The organism is Dactylosporangium vinaceum (assembly GCF_019904175.1).
GTDB classification, from domain to species: domain Bacteria; phylum Actinomycetota; class Actinomycetes; order Mycobacteriales; family Micromonosporaceae; genus Dactylosporangium; species Dactylosporangium vinaceum.
On the sequence record NZ_CP061913.1, the window covers coordinates 1,074,932 to 1,096,468 of the forward strand.

General features: G+C 73.2%; 19 protein-coding genes. 11 read left to right on the forward strand and 8 right to left on the reverse strand.

Features of this window, described 5'->3' with window-relative positions:
- Positions 1-217: 217 nt before the first annotated feature.
- From phoH2 to Dvina_RS04980, 6 genes are all read left to right on the forward strand, one after another.
- Complete coding sequence (phoH2, locus tag Dvina_RS04955; RefSeq protein WP_223101167.1) at positions 218-1,660, forward strand: RNA 5'-3' helicase PhoH2; 1,443 nt, start codon at positions 218-220, stop codon at positions 1,658-1,660.
- A 254-nt stretch (positions 1,661-1,914) separates the two neighbouring features.
- Complete coding sequence (locus Dvina_RS04960; RefSeq protein ID WP_246656038.1) at positions 1,915-2,628, forward strand: aggregation-promoting factor C-terminal-like domain-containing protein; 714 nt, start codon at positions 1,915-1,917, stop codon at positions 2,626-2,628.
- A gap of 75 nt (positions 2,629-2,703) precedes the next feature.
- Positions 2,704-3,363, forward strand: coding sequence for a rhomboid family intramembrane serine protease (locus Dvina_RS04965; RefSeq protein ID WP_246656039.1), 660 nt, complete (start codon positions 2,704-2,706; stop codon positions 3,361-3,363).
- Positions 3,364-3,372: 9 nt separating this feature from the next.
- Complete coding sequence (locus tag Dvina_RS04970; protein ID WP_223101169.1) at positions 3,373-4,344, forward strand: NAD(P)/FAD-dependent oxidoreductase; 972 nt, start codon at positions 3,373-3,375, stop codon at positions 4,342-4,344.
- A 282-nt stretch (positions 4,345-4,626) separates the two neighbouring features.
- Positions 4,627-7,164 carry a PAS domain S-box protein gene (locus Dvina_RS04975; RefSeq protein WP_223101170.1) on the forward strand — a complete coding sequence of 846 codons (2,538 nt, stop codon included), beginning with the start codon at positions 4,627-4,629 and terminating at the stop codon, positions 7,162-7,164.
- Positions 7,161-8,645 (forward strand): ATP-binding response regulator, encoded by a 1,485-nt coding sequence (locus Dvina_RS04980; RefSeq protein ID WP_223101171.1) that lies wholly within the window; start codon positions 7,161-7,163, stop codon positions 8,643-8,645. Before Dvina_RS04975 ends, Dvina_RS04980 begins: the two co-directional genes overlap by 4 nt.
- Here the strand turns inward: Dvina_RS04980 and Dvina_RS04985 are convergent.
- Positions 8,635-9,168: a DUF4245 domain-containing protein gene (locus tag Dvina_RS04985; RefSeq protein ID WP_223101172.1), complete on the reverse strand. Its 534-nt coding sequence runs from the start codon at positions 9,166-9,168 to the stop codon at positions 8,635-8,637. The genes Dvina_RS04980 and Dvina_RS04985 overlap by 11 nt on opposite strands.
- Positions 9,169-9,311: 143 nt before the next feature.
- On the opposite strand from Dvina_RS04985, the gene glpX reads away from it, so the two are divergent.
- Positions 9,312-10,298, forward strand: a complete 987-nt coding sequence (gene glpX, locus Dvina_RS04990) for a class II fructose-bisphosphatase (RefSeq protein WP_223101173.1) — start codon at positions 9,312-9,314, stop codon at positions 10,296-10,298.
- A 76-nt stretch (positions 10,299-10,374) separates the two neighbouring features.
- On the opposite strand, the gene Dvina_RS04995 is transcribed toward glpX, so the two are convergent.
- Positions 10,375-11,265, reverse strand: coding sequence for an NAD-dependent epimerase/dehydratase family protein (locus Dvina_RS04995; RefSeq protein WP_223101174.1), 891 nt, complete (start codon positions 11,263-11,265; stop codon positions 10,375-10,377).
- Between the two features lie 124 nt (positions 11,266-11,389).
- Between Dvina_RS04995 and Dvina_RS05000 the strand changes: the two genes are divergently transcribed.
- Entirely contained in the window at positions 11,390-12,079 is a 690-nt protein-coding gene (locus tag Dvina_RS05000; RefSeq protein WP_223101175.1) for a TetR/AcrR family transcriptional regulator, read from the forward strand.
- A gap of 79 nt (positions 12,080-12,158) precedes the next feature.
- On the opposite strand, the gene Dvina_RS05005 is transcribed toward Dvina_RS05000, so the two are convergent.
- The 5 genes from Dvina_RS05005 to Dvina_RS05025 all read right to left on the reverse strand — a co-directional run bounded on the left by Dvina_RS05005 (position 12,159) and on the right by Dvina_RS05025 (position 16,472).
- Positions 12,159-12,368, reverse strand: coding sequence for an exodeoxyribonuclease VII small subunit (locus Dvina_RS05005; protein WP_223101176.1), 210 nt, complete (start codon positions 12,366-12,368; stop codon positions 12,159-12,161).
- 56 nt (positions 12,369-12,424) lie between these two features.
- Positions 12,425-13,180, reverse strand: coding sequence for a GNAT family N-acetyltransferase (locus tag Dvina_RS05010; protein ID WP_223101177.1), 756 nt, complete (start codon positions 13,178-13,180; stop codon positions 12,425-12,427).
- Positions 13,181-13,301: 121 nt separating this feature from the next.
- Positions 13,302-14,528, reverse strand: a complete 1,227-nt coding sequence (gene xseA, locus Dvina_RS05015; protein WP_223101178.1) for an exodeoxyribonuclease VII large subunit — start codon at positions 14,526-14,528, stop codon at positions 13,302-13,304.
- Positions 14,529-14,604: 76 nt separating this feature from the next.
- Positions 14,605-15,246 carry a response regulator gene (locus Dvina_RS05020; RefSeq protein ID WP_246656040.1) on the reverse strand — a complete coding sequence of 214 codons (642 nt, stop codon included), beginning with the start codon at positions 15,244-15,246 and terminating at the stop codon, positions 14,605-14,607.
- Positions 15,237-16,472, reverse strand: a complete 1,236-nt coding sequence (locus Dvina_RS05025) for a sensor histidine kinase (protein WP_223101179.1) — start codon at positions 16,470-16,472, stop codon at positions 15,237-15,239. Before Dvina_RS05025 ends, Dvina_RS05020 begins: the two co-directional genes overlap by 10 nt.
- A 113-nt stretch (positions 16,473-16,585) precedes the next feature.
- Between Dvina_RS05025 and Dvina_RS05030 the strand changes: the two genes are divergently transcribed.
- From Dvina_RS05030 to Dvina_RS05040, 3 genes are read left to right on the forward strand one after another with little or no spacing between them, the layout of a single operon-like run.
- Positions 16,586-17,341 (forward strand): ABC transporter ATP-binding protein, encoded by a 756-nt coding sequence (locus Dvina_RS05030; protein ID WP_223101180.1) that lies wholly within the window; start codon positions 16,586-16,588, stop codon positions 17,339-17,341.
- Between the two features lie 8 nt (positions 17,342-17,349).
- Entirely contained in the window at positions 17,350-19,668 is a 2,319-nt protein-coding gene (locus tag Dvina_RS05035; protein WP_223101181.1) for an ABC transporter permease, read from the forward strand.
- Positions 19,665-20,657 carry a 4-hydroxy-3-methylbut-2-enyl diphosphate reductase gene (locus tag Dvina_RS05040; protein ID WP_223101182.1) on the forward strand — a complete coding sequence of 331 codons (993 nt, stop codon included), beginning with the start codon at positions 19,665-19,667 and terminating at the stop codon, positions 20,655-20,657. The genes Dvina_RS05035 and Dvina_RS05040 overlap by 4 nt, the downstream gene beginning before the upstream one ends.
- Before the next feature lie 69 nt (positions 20,658-20,726).
- On the opposite strand, the gene Dvina_RS05045 is transcribed toward Dvina_RS05040, so the two are convergent.
- A complete protein-coding gene (locus Dvina_RS05045) occupies positions 20,727-21,476 on the reverse strand; it encodes a hypothetical protein (RefSeq protein ID WP_380030415.1) in 750 nt (249 codons plus the stop codon).
- Between the last annotated feature and the right edge of the window lie 61 nt (positions 21,477-21,537).

The following is a 21,537-nucleotide window of genomic DNA, read 5'->3' on the forward strand; positions in this document are numbered from 1 at the left end:
CCGTCGGGTGTTCGTCCACTTCAGCTGGGAATCACCTGTCTGATCTAGTGGATTTTGCCGGCACCAGTTAGCGTCATTGCTGTGGCGGGGGTTTTCCCCGGCATCCGAGGCCCGGACCGAGCGAACGCATGTGAAGCCACGGGGCCAAGCACCCGACCCCGTGCGGGCGTCGGAGGACGCGAGTGCGGGCGGCGAGGTGCCCGCCCCCGGAGATAACGTGGCCGTTCGCCGTAGTCCCTCAGCCTCCTCCTCTTCCACCTCCGCGGAGCCGGCGCCAGCTGCCGCACCTGAGCAGCCCGCGCAGCCCGCCAAGGCCGTCCGGCGAGCCCGGAAGAAGGCCGAGGAGACCCCGCTCCCCGTTCCCGCCCGGCGCACCTTCGTGCTCGACACGTCAGTGCTGATCTCCGACCCTGGCGCGTTTCTCAGGTTCGGCGAGCACGACGTCGTGCTGCCGCTCGTCGTCATCTCCGAGTTGGAGGGCAAGCGGCACCATCCCGAGCTGGGTTACTTCGCGCGGCGCTCGCTGCGCTTCCTGGACGAGCTGCGGGCCAAACACGGGCGGCTGGACGAGCCGATTCCGCTGACCGACGCCGGCGGCACGCTGCGGGTCGAGCTCAACCACGCCAACCAGCAGGTGCTGCCGGCCGGGTTCCGGGCCGACACCGACGACGCGCGGATTCTCGCCGTCGCGCTGGCGCTGCAGGCGGAGGGCAAGGACGTCCTGCTCGTCACCAAGGACATGCCGCTGCGGGTCAAGGCGGCCGCGGTGGGTCTGGCCGCGGACGAGTATCAGCCGGGGCCGGCCGGGGACCACACCTGGACCGGCATGGTCGAGCTGGGCGTCTCGGAGGCCGAGGTCAAGCGGCTGTACGCCGGGGAGTCCGTCGACCTCGACGGCGCCGGAGACCTGCCGGTGCACACCGGCCTGGTGCTCACGTCGCAGAACGGGTCCGCCCTGGGCCGGGTCGGCATCGACAAGTCGGTGCGGCTGGTGCGCGGCGACCGGGAGGCGTTCGGGCTGCGCGGCCGTTCGGCGGAGCAGCGGGTGGCCCTTGACCTGCTCATGGACGACTCGGTCGGGATCGTCTCGCTCGGCGGCCGGGCCGGCACCGGCAAGTCGGCGCTGGCGCTGTGCGCGGGGCTCGACGCGGTCATGGAGCGGCGCAAGCACAAGAAGGTCGTCGTGTTCCGGCCCCTGTACGCGGTGGGCGGCCAGGAGCTCGGCTACCTGCCCGGCAGCGAGTCGGAGAAGATGTCGCCCTGGGCGCAGGCCGTCTTCGACACGCTCGGCGCGCTCGTCCACGACAACGTCATGGAGGAGGTCGCGGCCCGGGGCATGCTCGAGGTGCTCCCGCTGACGCACATCCGGGGCCGCAGTCTTCACGACGCGTACGTGATCGTCGATGAGGCCCAGTCGCTCGAGCGTGGGGTACTGCTGACGGTCCTGTCGCGCATCGGCAGCAACTCGCGGGTGGTGCTCACGCATGACGTCGCGCAGCGTGACAACCTCCGCGTCGGCCGGCACGACGGTATCGCCGCGGTGATCGAGGCGCTCAAGGGCCATCCGCTCTTCGCACACGTGACCCTCACCCGTTCGGAGCGTTCGCCGATCGCCGAAGTGGTCACGGATCTGCTGGAGGACCTGCCGTTCGAGCGGTGATCATCGGCGGTTGCCGGCCGGACTTGAGGGCAACCGCCCGAATTATGGCGTGATTAACATCACAAGTGGTGGCGTTCGGGTTCTCACTCGCGAACGGACTAGGCGATGGTGGGGTTCGAGCGCATGACGCCACGCAAGTGGGCATCAGGCGCTCACGGTGCGTAAGGGCCCGGACGGTGGGTAACACCCCGTCCGGGCTCGTCTCCGCCTTTGACGGGCGGAACCGGGCACCGTTCCCTGTCCCCGACGAATGGATGACCCCCGTGATCCGGCTGTGGCACCGGGTCGGCACCATCCGAGCCGTATTCGCCCTCGTGATCCTCGCGGGTCTCGTCGGTGGCATCGCGATCGCCGTCCTGCAGACCCAGCACGACCCGTCGTCGCCCGACACGGTCAAGGCCGCCGACGCCGCCGCGTTCCCCGTCTCGTCCTCCTCGGCGACGCCGTCGGTGACGCGCTCGCCGAACAGCCTGGCGGAGGCCGACGCGCTGGCGAAGGCCCAGGCCGCGGCCGAGGAGGCGTCCTCGCAGGCCAAGGCCGCCGACGACGAGGCCCGCAAGAAGGCGGAGGAGGAGGCGAGCCGCAGCAAGACCCGGTCGCCCTCGCCCTCGACCACGGCGCCCACGAACTCTGCGCCGAAGTACCCGGTGCCCGCCTCCTGCGACGTCTACTCGGGCAACAAGAAGATCGGCTGCGCCGTCCTGCTCGGCACCGGCTTCGGCCTCGACCAGATGCCGTGCCTGGCGAACATGTGGGACAAGGAAAGCGGCTGGAACCCCAAGGCGGCCAACCCGAGCGGGGCCTACGGCATCCCGCAGGCCAATCCGGGCAGCAAGATGTCCTCGGCCGGCGCCGACTGGAGGACCAATCCGGAGACCCAGATCCGCTGGGGGCTCAGCTACATCAAGGGTAAGTACCAGAGCCCCTGTGGCGCCTGGAGCTACTGGCAGAGCCACCACTACTACTGAGCCTGATCGATACGCCGCCCCCGCCACGGAAATCTCGTGTGGCGGGGGCGGCGTGTCTCTGTTACCACTTTGGGCGTGGCTTTCGACGGCGACCGGCAGGCCGACCCGACGCGGTTCGGCACCGAGGCGTTCTACGCGTCAATCGGGCGGGCCTTCGTGGCGATGTGCGCCGTCGTGCCGGTGCTGTTCCTCATCGAACTGCTCGACCGGCTCAGCGGCAACCGCCTCGACCAGGAGGGCGGCATCCGGCCCCACCACCTCGACGGCCTCGACGGCATCGTCTTCGCGCCGTTCCTGCACGCGAGCTTCGACCACGTCCTGGCCAACAGCGTCCCGCTGATCCTGCTGGGCACGTTCGTGCTCGCCGACGGCGGCGCCCGGTTCTGGTTCACGACCGCGTTCATCGCGATCGTCGCCGGCGTCGGCGTCTGGTTCCTGGGCGACGCCAACACGATCGTGGTCGGGGCCAGCGCCGTCATCTTCGGATACCTCGGCGTCATCCTGATGCGCGGTGTCGTGGGCCGGCGGCTCTGGTACATCGGGGTCGGCCTCCTGGTGGGCCTGCTCTACGGCTGGCAGCTCTTCGGCGTCCTGCCCGGTGACCCGGACGTGTCCTGGCAGGGCCACCTGTGCGGGTTTCTGGCCGGCCTGGTCGCGGCGGTCATCTTCCGCCGCCGCCGCCCGCGCGCCGTCGAGGACCCCGAGCCACTATCCCTGGGCCCGGAGCTGTCGTAGCGTCTGCTCATGTCCAGAGCAGTGGACCTCGCCATCGTCGGCGCGGGCCCGGCCGGCCTGTTCGCCGCCTACTACGCGGGCTTCCGCGGCCTCTCGACGGCGGTCATCGACGCGCTGCCCGAACCCGGCGGCCAGGTCACCGCGCTGTACCCGGAAAAAATGATCTTCGACGTGGCCGGCTTTCCGGCCGTCCGCGGCCGCGATCTCGTCGCCAACCTGGTCGAGCAGGCCGCGCAGTTCAATCCTCAATACCTGCTGGGTGTACGCGCTGAAGCCCTGACCTACGCCGGCGAGCGCCCGGTGCTCACGCTCTCCGACGGCGAGACCCTGCACTGCGGAGCGGTCCTCATCACCGGCGGCCTGGGCAGCTTCACGGCGCGCCCCCTGCCCGCGGCCGCCGGCTTCACCGGCGAGGGCCTGGTCTTCTTCGTGCCCCACCTGGCCGACCTGGCCGGCCACGACGTCGTCATCGTGGGCGGCGGCGACTCCGCGTTCGACTGGGCCCTGGCCCTGCAGCCCATCGCCCGCTCCGTCACCCTGGTCCACCGCCGCGACAGGTTCCGGGCGCACGCCTCGACCGTCGCCCGGGTCCAGGCCCTGCCGATCGACCTCGTCGTCAACGCCGAGGTCACCAAGCTCCACGGCGAGCGGCGTGTCGCCGGTGTGGAGGTGGCCGTCCGGGGCTGCGAACCGCGCACGCTCCCGGCCGACACGGTGGTGGCCGCGCTGGGCTTCACCGCCGACCTGGGCCCGCTGGCGAACTGGGGCCTGGAGCTGGACAAGCGCCACATCCGCGTGGACAGCACCACGGCCACGAACCGGCCGCGGGTCTTCGCGGCCGGTGACATCAGCGAGTACAGCGGCAAGGTCCGCCTGATCGCGGTCGGCTTCGGCGAGGCCGCAACCGCCGTGAACAACGCCGCCATCGCCATCGACCCGGCCGCCCACCTCTTCCCGGGCCACTCGTCCGACAACGGCTGACCCACCCCGGCCCGGCGAGCGCGGCACCGCCACCACCCGCGGCCGGCGGGCGCGGGGCAGCGCGGTCCGGTGCGAAATCGCCCGAACCGGGTCGCCGGCCGCAGCGTGTATGGCGGGCGGCGGCCGGGCGTCCGGGCTAGAGTCATATTTCGGACTTGTCGGTCGTCAGGCGCTGGATCCGATATGTCGAGCGGAGCGTGGCGCGCCGCGTCCGGCAGAGCGGCAGTGGCCGTCCGGCAACTTCTCAACCACCGAAGCGCGCCGCCGATGGGACAGGGTGTGGTGGGCGTCCGTCTGCAGGTCATCGGCGTGGTGCTCCTCGGCCTGCTGATGTCCGGCGGTGCGGGGCTGCTCATGCACCGGGTCGAGCGGGACCGGGCCGATCAGGCGCTCGATCGCCGGACCGCGGCGGCGCAGGATGCGGTGGCGGCGGGGGCGCAGCGCTACGTCGATGCGCTCCAGCTCGCGGCCGGCGGGCTCGAGGCGCTGCCCTCGCTCGACGCCGGGTCCTTCACCACCGTGACGCAGCCGCTCGGGCAGCTCTGGCTGCCGGGGGCGGCCGGGGTCGAGTACGTCGTTCCGGTCCAGGATGCGGGTATCGCTGACACGCAGGCGTCGTGGCGCGCCCGGGGCGTGCCCGATCTGCGCCTCACGCCGGCGCCGGGGGCCACCGACCACTACTTCGCCGTGCTCGGGCGGGCGCTCGACGTGCGGCAGCCCGGCGGTGAACGGGCCGGCCGGGACCTGGCGGGCGTTGCCCAGGTCGACGACGCCGTGCTGCGGGCGGAGCGGACCGGGCTGCCGGCGGCCTCGGAGCCGTACGTGGCGCTGCGGGACGGGGCGAGCGTGGCCCAGCCGCAGCCGCAGACCGTCGCTCTGGTGCAGCGGGTCGTGGAGCAGAAGACCGGGGCGCTGCGGGGGTACCTCCAGCTGACCGTCCGCGTGCAGGACTTCTTCGGCGACACGATGCTCCAGCCGGCCCGTGAGCTGCCGAACGTCGCGCTGACCGCGTACGCCGGGACCGAGCTGCGGACCATCGCCGCCCTCGCCCGCCGGGCGCCGCGCGGCTCCGACCTGCGGCGCACGGCCGAGGTGCAGGTGGCCGACAAACAGTGGCAGCTGCGGGTGGCGATCGACAGCGGCCGGCTGGTGGGAGCCGACGGGCACCTCGACGACGGGATGTTCTTCGCCGGGGCGGCGCTCACGCTGGTGACGGCGCTGCTCGTGGCCACGCTCGCCACCTCGCGGCGGCGGGCCGAGGAGCGGGCCGAGGAGGCCACCGCCGAGCGGCGGGCGGCCGAGGCCACCGCGCGCTCGCAGACGACGCTGCTCAGCGCGGTCCTGGACACGATCACCGACGGCGTGGCGGTGATCGACGGGGACGGCAACGCGGCCTGGCTGAACCCGACCGCGCGGGCGATCCTCGGGCCGGAGGCGTCGCAGCGCCCGGCGTCGGAGTGGCCGGAGCTGCTGGACATGCGCGAGGCCGACGGCGTCACCAAGTATCGCAACCACAGCGGCGGACCCCCGGGCACCGAGTCGCTCGTCGAGTGCGTGATGGCCGGCCGCCGGATCGAGATCCGCCGCCGCACGCTCCTGCCCGACCGCGAGACCCCCGGCGCCGTCGCCGTCATGCGCGACATCACCGACCGGCACGCCGCCGAGGAGCAGCTGCGCGGGTCCGAGGAGCTGCTCCAGGTGCTGCTGGACGGGGCGCGGGACTACGCGATCTACATGCTCGACCCGGAGGGGACGATCGTCAGCTGGTCGGCGAACGCCGAGCGGCTCAACGGGTACCGCGGCGACGAGACGATCGGCACGAACTATGCGCGGCTGTTCACCGCCGACGACCAGGCCGAGGGCCGGCCCGAGCGGGTGCTCGCCCAGGCCGCCGAGCGGGGCCGGGCCGAGCTCGACGGTCCGCAGGTGCGCCGGGACGGCACCCGGTTCTGGGCGCACGGCCTGGTCTCCGCGGTGCGCCATCCGGACGGCTCGGTCCGCGGCTTCGTCACCGTCAGCCAGGACGCCACCGAGCGCAAGCAGGCCGAGCAGGTCATCGAGCGGCTCAACGCCGATCTGGAGCAGCGCATCGACGAGCGCACGGCCGATCTGCGCGAGGCCAACGCGGAGCTGGAGTCGTTCTCCTACAGCGTGTCGCACGACCTGCGGGCGCCGCTGCGCGCGGTCGACGGGTTCGCCAAGATGCTCGCCCTGGACTACGAGGCGGCGCTGGACGAGCCGGGCCGGCGGTACGTGGCGCGCATCCGGGCCGGGGCGCAGCAGATGGGGGAGCTCATCGACGGGCTGCTGGCCTTCTCCCGGCTCCAGCGCCAGGAGCTGGGGACGGGCCGGGTCGGCCTGGCCGAGCTGGTGGCCGAGGCATGGGACGAGCTCGCCGTCGAGCGCGGCGACCGGGCGATCGAGCTGGTCGTCGGCGAGCTGCCCGATGCGCTCGGCGACCCGCGGCTGGTCCGGCACGTGATCGCCAATCTTCTCGGCAACGCGGTGAAGTACACCCGGGACGTGCAGCCGGCCCGAATCGAGGTCGGGCACAACGTCACCGCCGCGGGGGAAGCGACGTACTTCGTGCGCGACAACGGTGCCGGGTTCGACATGCGGCACGCCGGAAAGCTGTTCAAGGTCTTCCAGCGGCTGCACCGGGACGAGGAGTACGAGGGCACCGGCATCGGCCTGGCTCTCGCGCACCGGATCGTGCACCGCCACGGCGGCGAGATCTGGGCCGAGGCGACACCGGGTGCGGGCGCGACGTTCTACTTCACGCTGCCGGTCTTCGCGCGCGAACTGGAGGCGGTGCGGTGAGCCGGGTGCTGCTCGTCGAGGACGACGTGGCCGACGCCGAGCTGCTCACCCTCGAGCTGAGCCGGGCCGGGCTCACGCTGGAGTGCAGCCGGGTCGACACCCGTGAGGGGTTCCGGGCCGCGCTCGCCGGCGGGCCGCCCGACGTCATCCTGGCCGACTGCTCGCTGCCGCAGTTCAGCGCGCTGGAGGCCCTCGAGGAGCTGACCGCGGCGGGCCTGGACATCCCGGTCATCGTCGTGAGCGGCGCGCCGAGCGAGGAGGCGTGCGTCGGCGCGCTGCGCCAAGGGGCCGTCGACTACCTGCTCAAGGACCGGCTGGGCCGGCTGGGCCCGGCGGTCGAGCACGCCCTGGCCCAGCGCCGCCTGCTCGCCGAGCGCCATCGGGCCGAGCAGACGCTCCGGGCCGCGTTCGACTATGCGCCGGTCGGCATGGCCGTCACCGACCTGGCCGGCCGGGTGCTCCAGGTCAACCAGGCGCTGGCCGGGATGACGGGGCTGGAGCCGGCCGCGTTCCTGCCCGACATGATCTACGCCGACGACCGGCCGCTTGTCGAGGAGCGGCTCAAGCGGCTCGTCGCCGGCGAGGCCGACACGGTGACGAAGGAGCTGCGGCTGCGCCGCAGCGACGGCACGATGCTGTGGGGGCAGTACTCGGCCGGGCTGATCGGCGGCGACCCGGCCGGCGTGGTCCACCAGTTCGCCGACGTCAGCGACAGGCGCCGGGCCGAGGCGGCCCTCCAGCGCCTGGCCGAGAAGCTGGCCCGCAGCAACAGCGACCTCCAGGAGCTCGACCGGCTCAAGAGCGAGTTCGTGGCGACCGTCTCGCACGAGCTGCGCACGCCGCTGACCTCCATCCGCGGATACACCGAGATCCTGGCCGACAGCGACGCGACGGCCCTCGGCCCGGCCGAGCGCAGGATCGTCGGCATCATCGACCGCAACGGCCGCCGCCTGCTGGACCTGATCGAGGACCTGCTCACGTTCTCCCGCATCGAGTCGGGCACCCTCACCCTGGAGCTGGGCCCGGTCCGCCTGCGCCGGTTGGTCGACGCGGCCTGCGAGGCGATCCGCCCCGCGATGCAGACCGCGGGGCTGCGCCTGGCCGTCGACGTGGACGAGTACATCCCGGCCGTGCAGGGCGACGCCGAGCAGCTGGAGCGGGTGATACTCAACCTGCTCGACAACGCCGTGAAGTTCACCGACCCGGCCGGCGCCGTGACGATCACGGGCCGCGAGCGCGACGGCGAGGTCGTCCTGTGGGTCCGCGACACCGGCACCGGCATCCCCGAGGCCGAGCAAGGGATGATCTTCCAGCGCTTCTTCCGCACCGCCGATGCGCAGCGCAGGGCCATCAAGGGCAGCGGACTCGGGCTGGCCATCGCGAAGGCGGTCGTCGAGGCGCACGGAGGCTGGATCGCCCTGGAGTCGATCGAGGGCTCCGGGACGACAGTCGGGTTCGGGCTGCCGCTGCCTACGCTCTGAGGCTGCCGGCCAGCTGGTCGAGCTGGTCCTGCTTCGCGTGGCCGACGATGATCACCGTGCGGTTGCCGTCGGTCCGCACGATCGCGCGCTCACCCGGGCGGCCCTCGGACCAGCGGTGCCACTGGGCCCCGGCGATTGTCGCCGGCCCGTCGTCGTGGGGCGTCTTGCCGACGATGGCGGGGACGAGTACAGCCGCCGGGTCGGCACTTTCGACGAGCTGCAGGGCGCCGCTGTCCGGTGCCGTGATCCCGATGCGCAGGATGCCGTCGGTGTAGGTGGCCGAGGCGATCCGCCACCCGTCGGCGAGCCCCTCGGGCCGCAGCAGCTCGAACCGGCCGGCGCGCTGGACCGAGCCGTACACCTCGGTGGTGTCGACGACCGGCGGATCCTCGTGGCCGAGATACCGGTAGAACGCCACGATCAGGAACACCGGGATGATCAGGACCAGCATGGACAGCGCCATGTCCCTGGGCCGGCGGGCCTTCGGGGCGCGCGGAGCTTCCTGCTGTGTCGGGCTTCCCACGTGACCATCTTGACAGGTCGCGACGAACAGATTGCTGCCAGGATGAATGGCGGTGGACACACTCACGCAACGAGGCGCGAAGCCGCAGTCGGCCGACTGTGTCATGACCGACACGGCCTGTGCCACCTGACAGGAGTGCATGAATGAGTCGTGAGATGGACCGGAACCTGGCCCTTGACCTCGTCCGCGTGACGGAGGCGGCGGCGATGGCCGCGGGCCGCTGGGTCGGCCGGGGAGACAAGAACGGCGGCGACGGTGCGGCCGTCGACGCGATGCGCCTGCTGATCAACTCGCTGCCCATGCGCGGCACGGTGGTGATCGGCGAGGGTGAGAAGGACAACGCGCCGATGCTCTACAACGGCGAGAGCGTGGGCGACGGCACCGGCCCCGAGGTGGACGTGGCGGTCGACCCGGTCGACGGCACCACCCTCATGAGCAAGGGCATGCCGAACGCCCTGGCCGTGCTGGCGGTCGCCGAGCGGGGCGCGATGTTCGACCCGTCGGCGGTGTTCTACATGGAGAAACTGGCCGTGGGCCCCGACTGCGCCGACGTCGTGGACATCGACGCGGGCGTCGCGGAGAACCTGCGCCGGATCGCCAAGGTGAAGCGCTCCAGCGTGTCGGAGCTGACGGTCTGCATCCTGGACCGTCCGCGGCACTCGGCGCTCGTCCAGGAGGTACGCCAGGCCGGCGCCCGCATCCGCTTCATCTCCGACGGCGACATCGCGGGCGCGATAAGCGCGGCCCGGGAGAACAGCGAGACCGACGTCCTCATGGGCATCGGCGGCACCCCCGAGGGCATCGTGGCGGCGGTGGCGCTGAAGTGCATGGGCGGCGCCATCCAGGCCAAGCTGTGGCCGCGCGACGCTGCGGAGCGCGAGAAGGCCCTGGCCGCGGGCCACGACCTGGGGCGCGTCCTGCACACCGACGACCTGGTGAGCGGCGACAACATGTTCTTCTGCGCCACGGGTGTGACGAGCGGCGACCTGCTCAAGGGCGTCCGTTACCGCTCTGGCGGCGCGTACACCCAGTCCATCGTCATGCGCTCCCGCTCCGGCACCATCCGCTGGATCGACTCCTTCCACCGCCTGGAGAAGCTGCGCGCGTACTCCCTTGTCGACTTCTCGTAGCGCACCGCGCCCCGCCGGCCGCTGAGCCGGTCGGCGGGGCGCTCGGGCGAGCCGGCCGGCCCAGGCGCCGGCGCGCCTACGCGTGCTTGAGCGTCTCGCGGATGGCGTCGTCGAGCGGGGTCGCGGTCAGGCCGAACTCGCTCGTCACCCGCGACGAGTCGACCACGAACGGGCGGTCGTGCTGGTAGCGGACCTCGACGAACTCCTTGGCGAACCTGTCCCACAGGCCGGCCGCGCGCAACACCGTCTTCGGGTACACCCGCAGGGTCGGCGCGGGCAGCCCGGCCAGCTCGGCGACCCGGGTGAGGAGCCGCCGCGCGGTGGTCGCCGGCGGCGAGGGGGTGTGCCAGGCCCGACCCCAGGCGCGCGGGTCGCGGGCCAGGGCGACGAGGGTGCGCGCGGCGTCGCCGGTGTACGTGTACGAGTGCGGCACATCCACCGGCGCCGGCACCCACACCGTCTTTCCCCGGCGCATGGCGGGCAGCGCGGCGGAGATCAGCGAGAACTTCGGCCCGATCCAGTCCGACGAGCGCACCTCGACCGTCCGCACGCCCGAGGCCAGCGCGTCGAGCCACATCTGTGCGCGCACCCGCCCCTTGACGGTCTTCGCGGCCAGCGGCATGTCCTCGGTCATCGGCCGGTCCACGTGCCCGTACCCGTACAGCGGCGCCGTGATCGCGAGCACCGCCCCGTGCTCCCGGGCCGCCCGCAGCATCGCGTTGTGCATCGGCGGCCAGGCCGTGGGCCACTCGAAGTACTGCGGGTTCGCGCAGTTGTAGATCACCGCGGCCCCCTGCGCGATCCGGGCCAGCGCGTCGGCGTCCCCGGCGTCGGCCGCCACCCGCCGGACCAGCGGGTGTGCGGGGCCGCCCCCGCTGCGGGTGACGAGCGTGACGTGCTCTCCGCTCCCGGCCAGCTCCAGCGCCACCGCACCGCCGACCGAGCCCGCTCCCACGATGACGTGCATGTCTCCGCCCTCCTGGCGTGTTCACCGCTCCATAGCGAGAGCGGTGCTCTCACATTGGAGCACGGTGCGGCGCTGGCTGGCAAGAGCACTGCTCTCGGTTCGGAGCGTGTGTGATGATTGGGCCATGAAGGCGAACTCCATCCGGGCCCGCGTCCGCGCCGAGATGACGGACGAGATCAAGGAGACCGCCCGCCGCCACCTGCAGACCGAGGGCGCCAACCTGTCCCTGCGCGCCGTGGCCCGGGACCTGGGCATGGTGAGCTCGGCGATCTACCGGTACTTCCCCAGCCGCGACGACCTGCTGACCGCCCTGATCCTGGACGCCTACAACGCGCTCGGCGAAACGGCCGAGCACGCCGTCTCCCTCGTGCCGCCACAGGCCCCGGCCGACCGCTGGCTCGCCCTGGCCCACGCCGTCCGCGACTGGGCCGTGGCGCACCCGCACGAGTACGCCCTCATCTACGGCAGCCCGGTCCCCGGCTACCACGCCCCGGAGGACACCGTGGCCGCCGGCATCCGCGCGGTGACGGTCCTGGGCCGGATTCTGCAGGACGCGGCCGAGTCCGACACCCTGGACCGCATCGACGACCCGCTCCCGCCACCCGACTCGGTCGAGAACCTCAAACGGGTCTGTGCGGTCATCGCCCCGTCCGTGCGCCTGGAGACCGTCGCCCGCGCCCTGTCGGCCTGGGTCACCCTCTTCGGCCAGGTGAGCTTCGAGATCTTCGGTCAGATGCGCAACACCATCAACCACCCGGCCGAGTTCTTCGACCACCAGATGCGCGCCCAGGCCCGCTACATCGGCCTGCGGTGAGCGCACCCGGTCCGCACCCGGGCGGCCGGCGCGGCACCGCAGCGCGCCGGCGAACGGGCCGGGCGGGCCGGTGGCCGGCTCAGGACTCCGGCGGGGTGAGGCGGGCCCGGGCGGCGTCGAGCCAGCGCTGGCAGACCGCGGCCAGCTCCTCACCGCGCTCCCACAGAGCCAGTGACTCCTCGAGCGTGGACCCGCCGGACTCCAGCCGCTCGACGACGGTGGCCAGCTCGGCGCGCGCCTGCTCGTACGTCAGCGTCTCCGCCGTGGTCTTCGCCTTCGCCTCGGTCACGGGCTCCACTCAACCACACGCCGCCCGCCGCGTCCGCGACGGGAACGGCACGGGCGTCAGGCTGAGTACGACAGGAACAGCACGGAGTCGCCCCGCCGGTAGCCGACGCGGGCGTACACGCGTTCCTGGGCATCGCCCGCCGGAGTGAGGAACGTCAGCGTCGCGCCCGCGTCGAAGGCGGACCGGGTCAGGTGGTGGGTGAGGCCGGCACCGAGACCGCGGCGCTCGTACTGCGGGCGGACGGCGATGCCGGCGACCTCGCTGATGCCGTCGCGGACGGCCACGGCCACGCCCCCGCCCGCGGCGGTGCCGGTGGCGGCCTCGCGGGCCAGCAGGTGGATGTGCCCGGCGGCGGCCTTGGCCCGGGTGGAGGCCACGTGCTGCGGCGTCGGGGGCGCCTCGCCGAACGCCTCGTGCTGGGCGGCCAGCATGGCCTCGGTGTCCTCGTCGGTGACGGGGGTGATGAGCTCGAAGCCGGGCGGGTCGGCCCTGTCGATCAAGGTCTCCGGGCGGCACTCCATGATGGGCAGCCGGTCGGCCACGGTGAAGCCCGCGTCGACAAGGGCCGGCTCGACCCGCGGCGCGAGGCTCGGCAGGTACTCGAGGCGGGGCGTGCGCCCGCGGCTGGTGAACGCGGCGATCAGTGCCTCGACATCGGCGGCGGTCGGGTCGGCGTCGGCGTCCGGAACGGCGTAGTTGACGTACACGTTCGGGTCATGCCCGGTGATGGTCACCGTGAACGGCCCGGCCCGGACGACGTCGCGGCCCTTCTTCGCGCTGGCCAGCATGTAGTTCTGGAGACGTCGCGACACACGTGTCCTTCCGGCCGAAAATGCCCGGAACCGGGCCGGAACGACATTCTCTCCCATAAATGCCCGGAAGTCACCCCACTTTCGAGCGGTCCACCGGCACCACCCCGGGCGCGCTGCGGCCCTACACCGCGCCGGGCGATCGGTCGGCGGTGGCGGTGAGCTCGCCCTCGGCCAGGCGGATGCGGAGCCGCTCGTCCGGGGCGACGTCCGCGGGGGCGCGGACCACGGCGCCGTCGGCGCGCTGGACGATCGCGTAGCCGCGCTGGAGGGTGGCCGACGGTGACAGCGTGCGCAGGCGGGCCAGGGTGTGCTCGAGCTCGGTGCCGGCGCGGTCCAGGCGGTGCCGGAGGTTGCGGGTGGCCCGGGCCCGCAGGGCGGTGACCTCGGTGGCGCGGCTGTCGACAATGGTGAGCGGGCGGGCGATCGACGGGCGGGAGCGCAGGGCGTCGAGGCGGTGCTGCTCGCGGTCCAGCAGGCCCCGCAGGGAGCGGTCGAGGCGCTGCTTGGCCTGGCCGATCAGGCGCACCTCGTCGCCCAGGTCGGGCACGATGCGCTTCGCGGCGTCCGTCGGCGTCGAGGCGCGCAGATCGGCCACGAAGTCCAGCAGCGGCACGTCCGTCTCGTGCCCGATCGCCGACACGACAGGCGTGCGGCAGGCGAAGACCGCCCGGCACAGGGCCTCGTCGGAGAACGGGAGCAGGTCCTCGATCGAGCCCCCTCCGCGCGCGATGACGATGACGTCGATCGTGTCGTCGCGGTCCAGCACCGCGAGGGCGTCGACGATCTGCGGTACCGCCGAGGGGCCCTGCACGGCGACGTTGATGACCCGGAAGTCGATCGTCGGCCACCGGCGCCGGGCGTTGGTGAGGACGTCCCGCTCCGCGGCGCTGGCCCGGCCGGTGACGAGCCCGATGCGGCGGGGCAGGAAGGGCAGGCGGCGCTTGCGCTCCCGGGCGAACAGCCCCTCGGCGGCCAGCAGCTTCTTCAGCTGCTCCAGACGGGCCAGCAGCTCGCCCACGCCGACCTGGCGGATCTCGTCGGCGCGCAGGCTGAGCGATCCGCGCGCGGCGTAGAACTCGGGGCGGGCGTGCACCACAATGCGGGCGCCGTCGGTCAGGTTGGGGGCGCCGAGGTCCATCACGTCGCGGTTGGTGGTGACGGTCAGGCTGAGGTCGGCCGACGGGTCGCGCAGGGTGAGGAACACCGTGTTGGTACCCGGCCGGCGGGTCACCTGCGCGACCTGCCCGTCGACCCAGATCCAGCCCAGGCGGCCGATCCACTGCCCGATCTTCTGGCTGACGACGCGGACCGGCCAGGGCTTCTCGCTGCTCGACGCCTCGTCAGTCATTGGCCCACATTAGCCACGCGGCCGGGCGAGCTCAGGGACGGGCGGCGGGCGGCGCCGGCGGCGGGTTGCGCCCGTGCTACCCGCGGAGGTAGGCGAGGACCGCGCGGACCCGGCGGTGGACGTCGTCGTCGGGCGGCAGGTCGAGCTTCGCCAGCAGGCCGTTGATGTGCTTGGCCACGGCCGCCTCGGAGACGACGAGCGTGCGGGCGATCGCGGCGTTCGAGCGGCCCTCGGCCATCAGGGCCAGGACCTCGCGCTCGCGGGGGGTGAGGCGGGTCAGCGGGTCGCGGCGGCGGCCGAGCAACTGCCCGACGACCTCCGGGTCGACGACCGTGTGGCCGGCAGCGACCCGGTCGACGGCGTCGGCGAACTCGGTCACGTCGCCGATGCGGTCCTTGAGCAGGTAGCCGACCCCGGCGCGGCGGCCCGACTCCAGCAGCTCGGCGGCGTACGTCTGCTCGATGTACTGGCTCAGCACCAGCACCGGCAGCGCCGGGTCCTCGGCGCGCAGCCGGATCGCCGCCTGCAGGCCCTCGTCGCTGAACCCCGGTGGCATCCGCACATCGGTGACGACCAGGTCCGGCCGGTGCTCGTGCACCGCCCCGACGAGCGCGTCCGGGTCGCCGACGGCCGCGACCACCTCGTGCCCGAACCGCCGCAGCAGCCCCGCGATCCCCTCACGGATGAGGACGCCGTCTTCCGCAATCACTACACGCAAGGGAGCTCCACGTGTAATACCGTAGGCCCTCCCACCGGGCTCGCCAGCGCCACCGTCCCGCCCGCGGCGGCCACCCGGTCGGCCAGCCCGGACAGCCCGCTCCCGCGCGCCGGGTCGGCACCCCCGCGGCCGTCGTCGCGCACCTGCACCGTCAACCGGCTCCGGGAGAGCGACGCGACGACCCGGGCCCGCGAGGCGTCGCTGTGCTTGGCGACGTTGGCGAGGGCTTCGACGACGACGAAGTACGCGCACGCCTCCACGCCGCCGGGCAGGCGATCCGGCAGCGCCGCGTCGACGTCCACCGGGAGCGGAGCCCGGTCGGCGACCTCCAGGAGCGCGGCGTGCAGCCCTCGGTCGGACAGAATTTTCGGGTGTACGCCGCGGATGAGCTCCCGCAGCTCGGAAAGCGCTTCCTTGGCGAGGTCGTGGGCCCGGGCCACCGGCTCCGCGCCCGGTGCGCCGTCGGGCAGCTCCAGCCGGGCCAGCCCGAGCTGCATGGACAGCGCGAGCAGCCGCTGCTGGGCGCCGTCGTGCAGGTCGCGTTCGATGCGGCGGCGCTCGACCTCGAACGCGTCGACGAGCCGGGCCCGCGAGCGCGCGACCTCGGTCAGCTCGGCGTCCATCTCCATGCGCGGGCCCAGGACGGCCTGGGTGATTGCGGCGCGGGCGGCGGCCCAGGCGCTCATCGGATACAGCAGGATGATCCCGAGGGTCACGCCGGCGACCGTCATCATGACGATCAGCTCGACCGGGGTGCCCGCCTCGACGTAGAACGGGCCGCCGACGAGCGCGGCCACGATCCAGAACCAGAGCGTCACGACCATGCCGTCGAGCCAGCACAGGGCCGTGACCATGAGCATCGTGTAGCCGAGCTCCCGCCAGGTCGCGGGCTCGCGCAGCCGGGTGCGGACCCACTGACGCAGACCCGGCCGGTCAGGGCGGCGGTGCGGGTCGGTGAGCCGCACGTCGTCGACCATCCGCAGGCGGCGCCGCTCGATCCGGGCGACAACGATGCCGGACAGCGCCGCGGCGAGGAACCCGGCGAGCCCGATCACCACGACGGTGAGCACCGCGCCGGCGAGCAGCAGGCCGAGCAGCACCGCACCGGCGGCCAGGCCGAGCGCGCCGCCGCTGGCCAGGTACAGCAGCGATCGCCACGGCCACCACGACGTCAGGAACCGCACCGGGGGCAGCCGCAGCGCGTCCATGACCGATCCGGGCTGCATGCTGCCGACCGTACCGGCGCCGGACCCCGGCCGCGGTAGTGCTGGCGTTACGGGCCGTTCTCACCGCCACGCGACTGTGTCCGGGCCGCGCAGCGGCTTCGATCAACGGTGTGATGACGACGCTGCAGACACACCAGGCGGTCGAGCTGTGGTCGGTGACCCGCCGCTACGGCACCGGTGAGCATTCGGTCACCGCCCTCGACGACGTTTCCGTCAAGTTCGCCCCGGCCAGTTTCACCGCGGTCATGGGCCCGTCCGGCTCCGGCAAGTCGACGCTGCTGCACTGCGCGGCCGGGCTCGACCGGGCCACCGGCGGCAAGGTGCTCATCGACGGCGTCGACCTGACACCCCTGTCGGAGAAGGCGCTCACCCGGCTGCGCCGGGACCGGGTCGGCTTCGTCTTCCAGTCGTTCAACCTGGTCGCCGCGCTCAGCGCCGAGCAGAACGTCGAGCTGCCGCTGCGCCTGGCCGGCCGCCGGGCCGCACCGGGCCAGGTCGCCGCGGTGCTCGCCGAGGTCGGGCTGGCCGACCGGGCCCGGCACCGCCCCGGCGAGCTCTCGGGCGGCCAGCAGCAGCGCGTCGCGATCGCCCGCGCGCTTGTCACGGGCCCCGCGGTGCTGTTCGCCGACGAGCCGACCGGCGCCCTGGACAACGCCTCCTCCCGCGAGGTGCTGCGGCTCCTGCGCACCGCCGTCGACCGGCACGCCCAGACCGTCGTGATGGTCACCCACGACCCGCTCGCCGCCGCCCACGCCGACCGGGTCCTCTTCCTGGCCGACGGCCGCATCGTCGACGAGCTGCGCGAACCCCGCGGTGCGGAGCAGATCGCCGCCCGGATGGCCCACCTGGAGACGGGGGCAGAGCAGTGAGCCTGAGCATGATCCGGTACCGCTGGAGCCTCTTCCTCGGCACATTCGTCGCACTGTTCCTGGGCGTGGCCGTGCTGTCGGGCAGCCTCTCGGTCTGGGCGGCCGCGCAGCCGCGGGTGCCCGACGCCCTCGCGGGAGCGCCGGTGATCGTGGCCGCGCCGCGCTTCGACCCGCCCGACGGCGGGTTCCCGACCTACCGCCCGTGGTCGGCGCAGGAGCTCGACCGGCTCACGACGGCCCTGTCCCGGGTGCCGGGCGTCGCCGCGGCCGTCCCGGACCGCCCGTTCTACGTGCAGCGGCTCGTGGACGGCCGCCCGGCGGGGGACCGCCGCGACGCACTCCACAGTGGACGGCCGTGGGCGGAGGCCCGGTTCCGCTCGCCCGGGCTGACGTCCGGGGCGGCGCCGTCCGAGCCGGGCGAGGTCGTGGTGGACGCGGCGCTCGGTGTTCCCGTCGGCGGGACCGTTGCGGTCGTGACGGCGGCCGGGCCGGCGACGTGGACCGTGACCGGCACCGCTGACCGGGCCGGCTTCTACGTTGCCGACGCCACTGCGGACGCCCTGGCCGGCGGCCCCCGGTTCATCGCCCTCGGCCTCGCCCCCGGTGCGGACGCGGCCGAGGTGGCGGGGCGGCTGCCGGCGGTGCTCGGCGATCTGGGGACGGCGCTGACCGGTGACGCGCGGGGAGCGGCCGAGCCGGAGGCCGACCGCAGCACCCGCTGGATCGGCGCCCAGCTGATCATCGCCGTGGTGTTCGTCGGCACCTTCGTGGCGATCTTCGTCGTGGCCTCGACCTGTGCGTTCTCCGCCACCCAGCGGCGCCGGGAGCTGGGGCTGCTCCGGGCGGTGGGGGCCACACCGGGGCAGGTGCGGCGGATGCTGCTGGCCGAGGCGCTGCTGGTCGGGGTCGGAGCCGGGGTGCCCGGCGCGCTGGCCGGGGCCGGGCTCGCGCCGCTGCTGGCCGGACCGTTCGTGGCGACCGGGCTGGAGCCGGGCGGGTTTCGGGTCGGGTTCATCTGGTGGGCGCCGCTGGTGGCGGTCGGGGTCGGGCTCGTCGTGGCGGCGGCCGGGGTGTGGCTGTCGGCCCGGCGGGCGGCGCGGGTGCCGGCGCTCGAGGCGCTGCGGGTGGCCGCGGCCGAACCCCGTCCGATGACGCTCGCGCGGTGGCTGACCGGTGGCGGGGCGGTCCTGTCCGGCGGTGCGCTGGCGCTGCTGCTGCCGGGGGCGAGCGCTGAGCAGAAGCCCACGATCGTGCTGGGTTCGGCGATGGTGCTGCTGGTCGGGGCCGCACTGCTCGCGCCCGTCTTCGTGGTGCCGCTGGTCCGCCTGGTCACCTGGCCCGCCCGGCGCGGCGCGACAGGCCTGCTGGTGCGCGAGGGCGCACGGGTGTCGGCCCGGCGGGTGGGGTCGACGGCGGCGCCGGTGCTGGCCGCCGTGGGGTTTGCGGTGCTGCTCGTCGGCACGTTCCAGACCGCGGACGAGGCCACCGGCGTCGAGGACACGGCCAGGATCCCGGAGTCGGCGGTGGCGGCCCGGGCCGACAACGTGCCTGGTCTGTCCGAGGCGGCGGTGCGGGCCCAGCCCGGCCGGTCGGAGCTGGCCAGCACGGTGTACCTGGCCTCGGGTGAGCCCCTCGACGCCGTCGGCACCGCGTCCGCGGACGTCGTCGCCCCCGCGGGCCGGGGCTGGAAGGTGGGCGAGCCGGTTGCGCTGCGGTTCGCCGATGGTGCGGTCGAGCCGGTCACGGTGACCTCCGTCGCCGCGCAGGACTGGGTGTCGCTGCCACGGGACCTGGTCCGCCGGCACGACCCCGCCGCCCTCACCGATGTCGTGTACCTCGCGGGCGGTTTCGTGCAGTCACCGGGCGCGATCGTGATGACGGCCCGGTCGTACGTCGAGCGGGAGGCGGCCGAGGAGGGTGACCTCATCGACCTGTTCCTGCAGGTGCTGCTCGGGATCTCGGTCGGGTTCACCGGCCTGGCGGTGGCGAACACGCTGCTCATGGCCACGAACGCGCGGCGGCCGGAGTTCGTCACCCTGCACCGGGCCGGCGCGACGACCGGGCAGACGCTCCGGGTCGTGGTGAGCGAGGCGTTGCTCTCGGTGCTGATGGGGTCACTGCTCGGGCTGGCCGTGGCGGTACCGGCGCTGTTCGAGTCCCGGGCCGGCCTGCAGGATGAGATCGGTTCCCCTGTGACGCTCGTCATGCCCTGGGGGACCCTGGCCACGGTGGTGAGCGTGTGCGCCGGGCTCGCCGTGCTGGCGGCGTCGCTGCCGCTGCTTCGGCCCGGGGCGGGCGGGTCACCGGCACGTACCATGGCGGGGTGACTGCTTCGAAGCGCGTCCTGCTCGCCAAGCCCCGCGGCTACTGCGCCGGTGTGGACCGCGCGGTCCAGACGGTCGAGGAGGCGCTGAAGCTCTACGGCGCGCCGATCTACGTGCGCAAGGAGATCGTGCACAACAAGCACGTGGTCAGCACGCTGCAGGGCAAGGGCGCGATATTCGTCGAGGAGAACGAGGAAGTGCCCGAGGGCGCGATCGTGGTCTTCTCGGCCCACGGCGTGGCCCCCGAGGTGCACGACCAGGCCAAGGCCCGCGCCCTGCGCGCCATCGACGCCACCTGCCCGCTCGTCACGAAGGTCCACCAGGAGGCCCGCCGGTTCGCCGCGGACGACTACGACATCCTCCTCATCGGCCACGAGGGCCACGAGGAGGTCATCGGGACCACGGGTGAGGCGCCCGCGCACATCCAGCTCGTCGACGGGCCCGACGGCGCCGACAAGGTGACGGTCCGGGACCCGGAGAAGGTGGTGTGGCTGTCGCAGACCACGCTGTCGGTCGACGAGACGCTGGAGACTGTCGCGCGGCTCAAGCAGCGCCTGCCGCTGCTGATGTCCCCGCCGAGCGACGACATCTGCTACGCGACCTCCAACCGCCAGGACGCGGTGAAGGCGATGGCGCCCGACTGCGACATCGTGCTGGTCGTCGGCTCACAGAACTCGTCGAACTCGCAGCGGCTGCGCGAGGTCGCGGTGGACGCCGGGGCTCGGGCCGGATACCTGATCGACTACGCCTCGGAGATCCAGGAGGAGTGGCTCACCGACGCCTCCACGGTGGGCGTCACGTCGGGCGCCTCCGTGCCGGACGAGCTGGTCATGGAGGTCCTCGACTTCCTGGCGCAGCGCGGATACAACGACGTGGCCGAGATCACGACCGCGCAGGAGAAGCTGGTGTTCTCGCTGCCGCAGGAGCTCAAGCGGGACATGAAGGCCGCGGCGGCGGCCCGGGCGGCCGAGGTCGCGCAGACGCTGTCGTAGCGGGTTGCGGTACTGACGGGAAAGGCCCTGGGGGATCCCAGGGCCTTTCGTCGTGACGGGTCGCCGCTGCTAGAAATCGCCGCCGAAGTCTCCGCCGAAGTCGCCGCCGTCGCCGAAGCCCGCGTCGCCGTAGTCGCCGCCGTCGCCGTCGTAGTCCCCGCCGTCGCCGTCACCGTCGTCGTAGCCCTGGTCGTAGCCCTGGTCGAAGCCGGCGTCCTGGCCCTGGTCGAAGCCCGCGTTGTAGGCGGCGTCGTAGCCGTGGTCGCCGAAGGAGTTGTCGAAGAGGGCGTCGAACACCAGGACCGAGCCGATGCCCCAGGCGCCGGCGACCAGGGCCGTCTTCCACCAGGGCTCGGAGTACCAGCCGCCGGGGACGCCGCGGCCGGCCACGCCGCCGCCGGGGTAGTAGTAGGGGGTCGCGTTGCTGGGCTGCGGGCTCGCCCGATACGAGTGGCCCTGGACCGAGACCTCGCGCTCCTTGGTGATCTGCCCCGCGCGCGCACCGGCCAGCGGCGGCAGGTCGGGGCCGGGGTCGAGACCCATCGCGGTGCGGGCCGCGCGGATGTACGCCAGCCCCTCCAGCGCGGTCTCCCGGGCGAGGTCGTACTGCTTGAGGCTCGTCGCGCGCTCGAGCTGCCCGCCGGCCGCGTTGTAGCGCTCACTCGCGTCCACCAGGGCCTGCTTGACCGCCGTCTGGTCGCCCGAGAGGTTCATGAGCTGCCCGCCGAGGCGCTCGTACCAGCGCAGGGCCTCCTCCCGCGCATCGGCCAGCTGCTGCGCCTCTCGCTTCCTGCGCCCGAAGCCGAACACCGTCACCACTCCAACCAGGACGAGAAACTCATGCCTTCGACGGTACCGGTTTCTGTCATACCCCTACGGC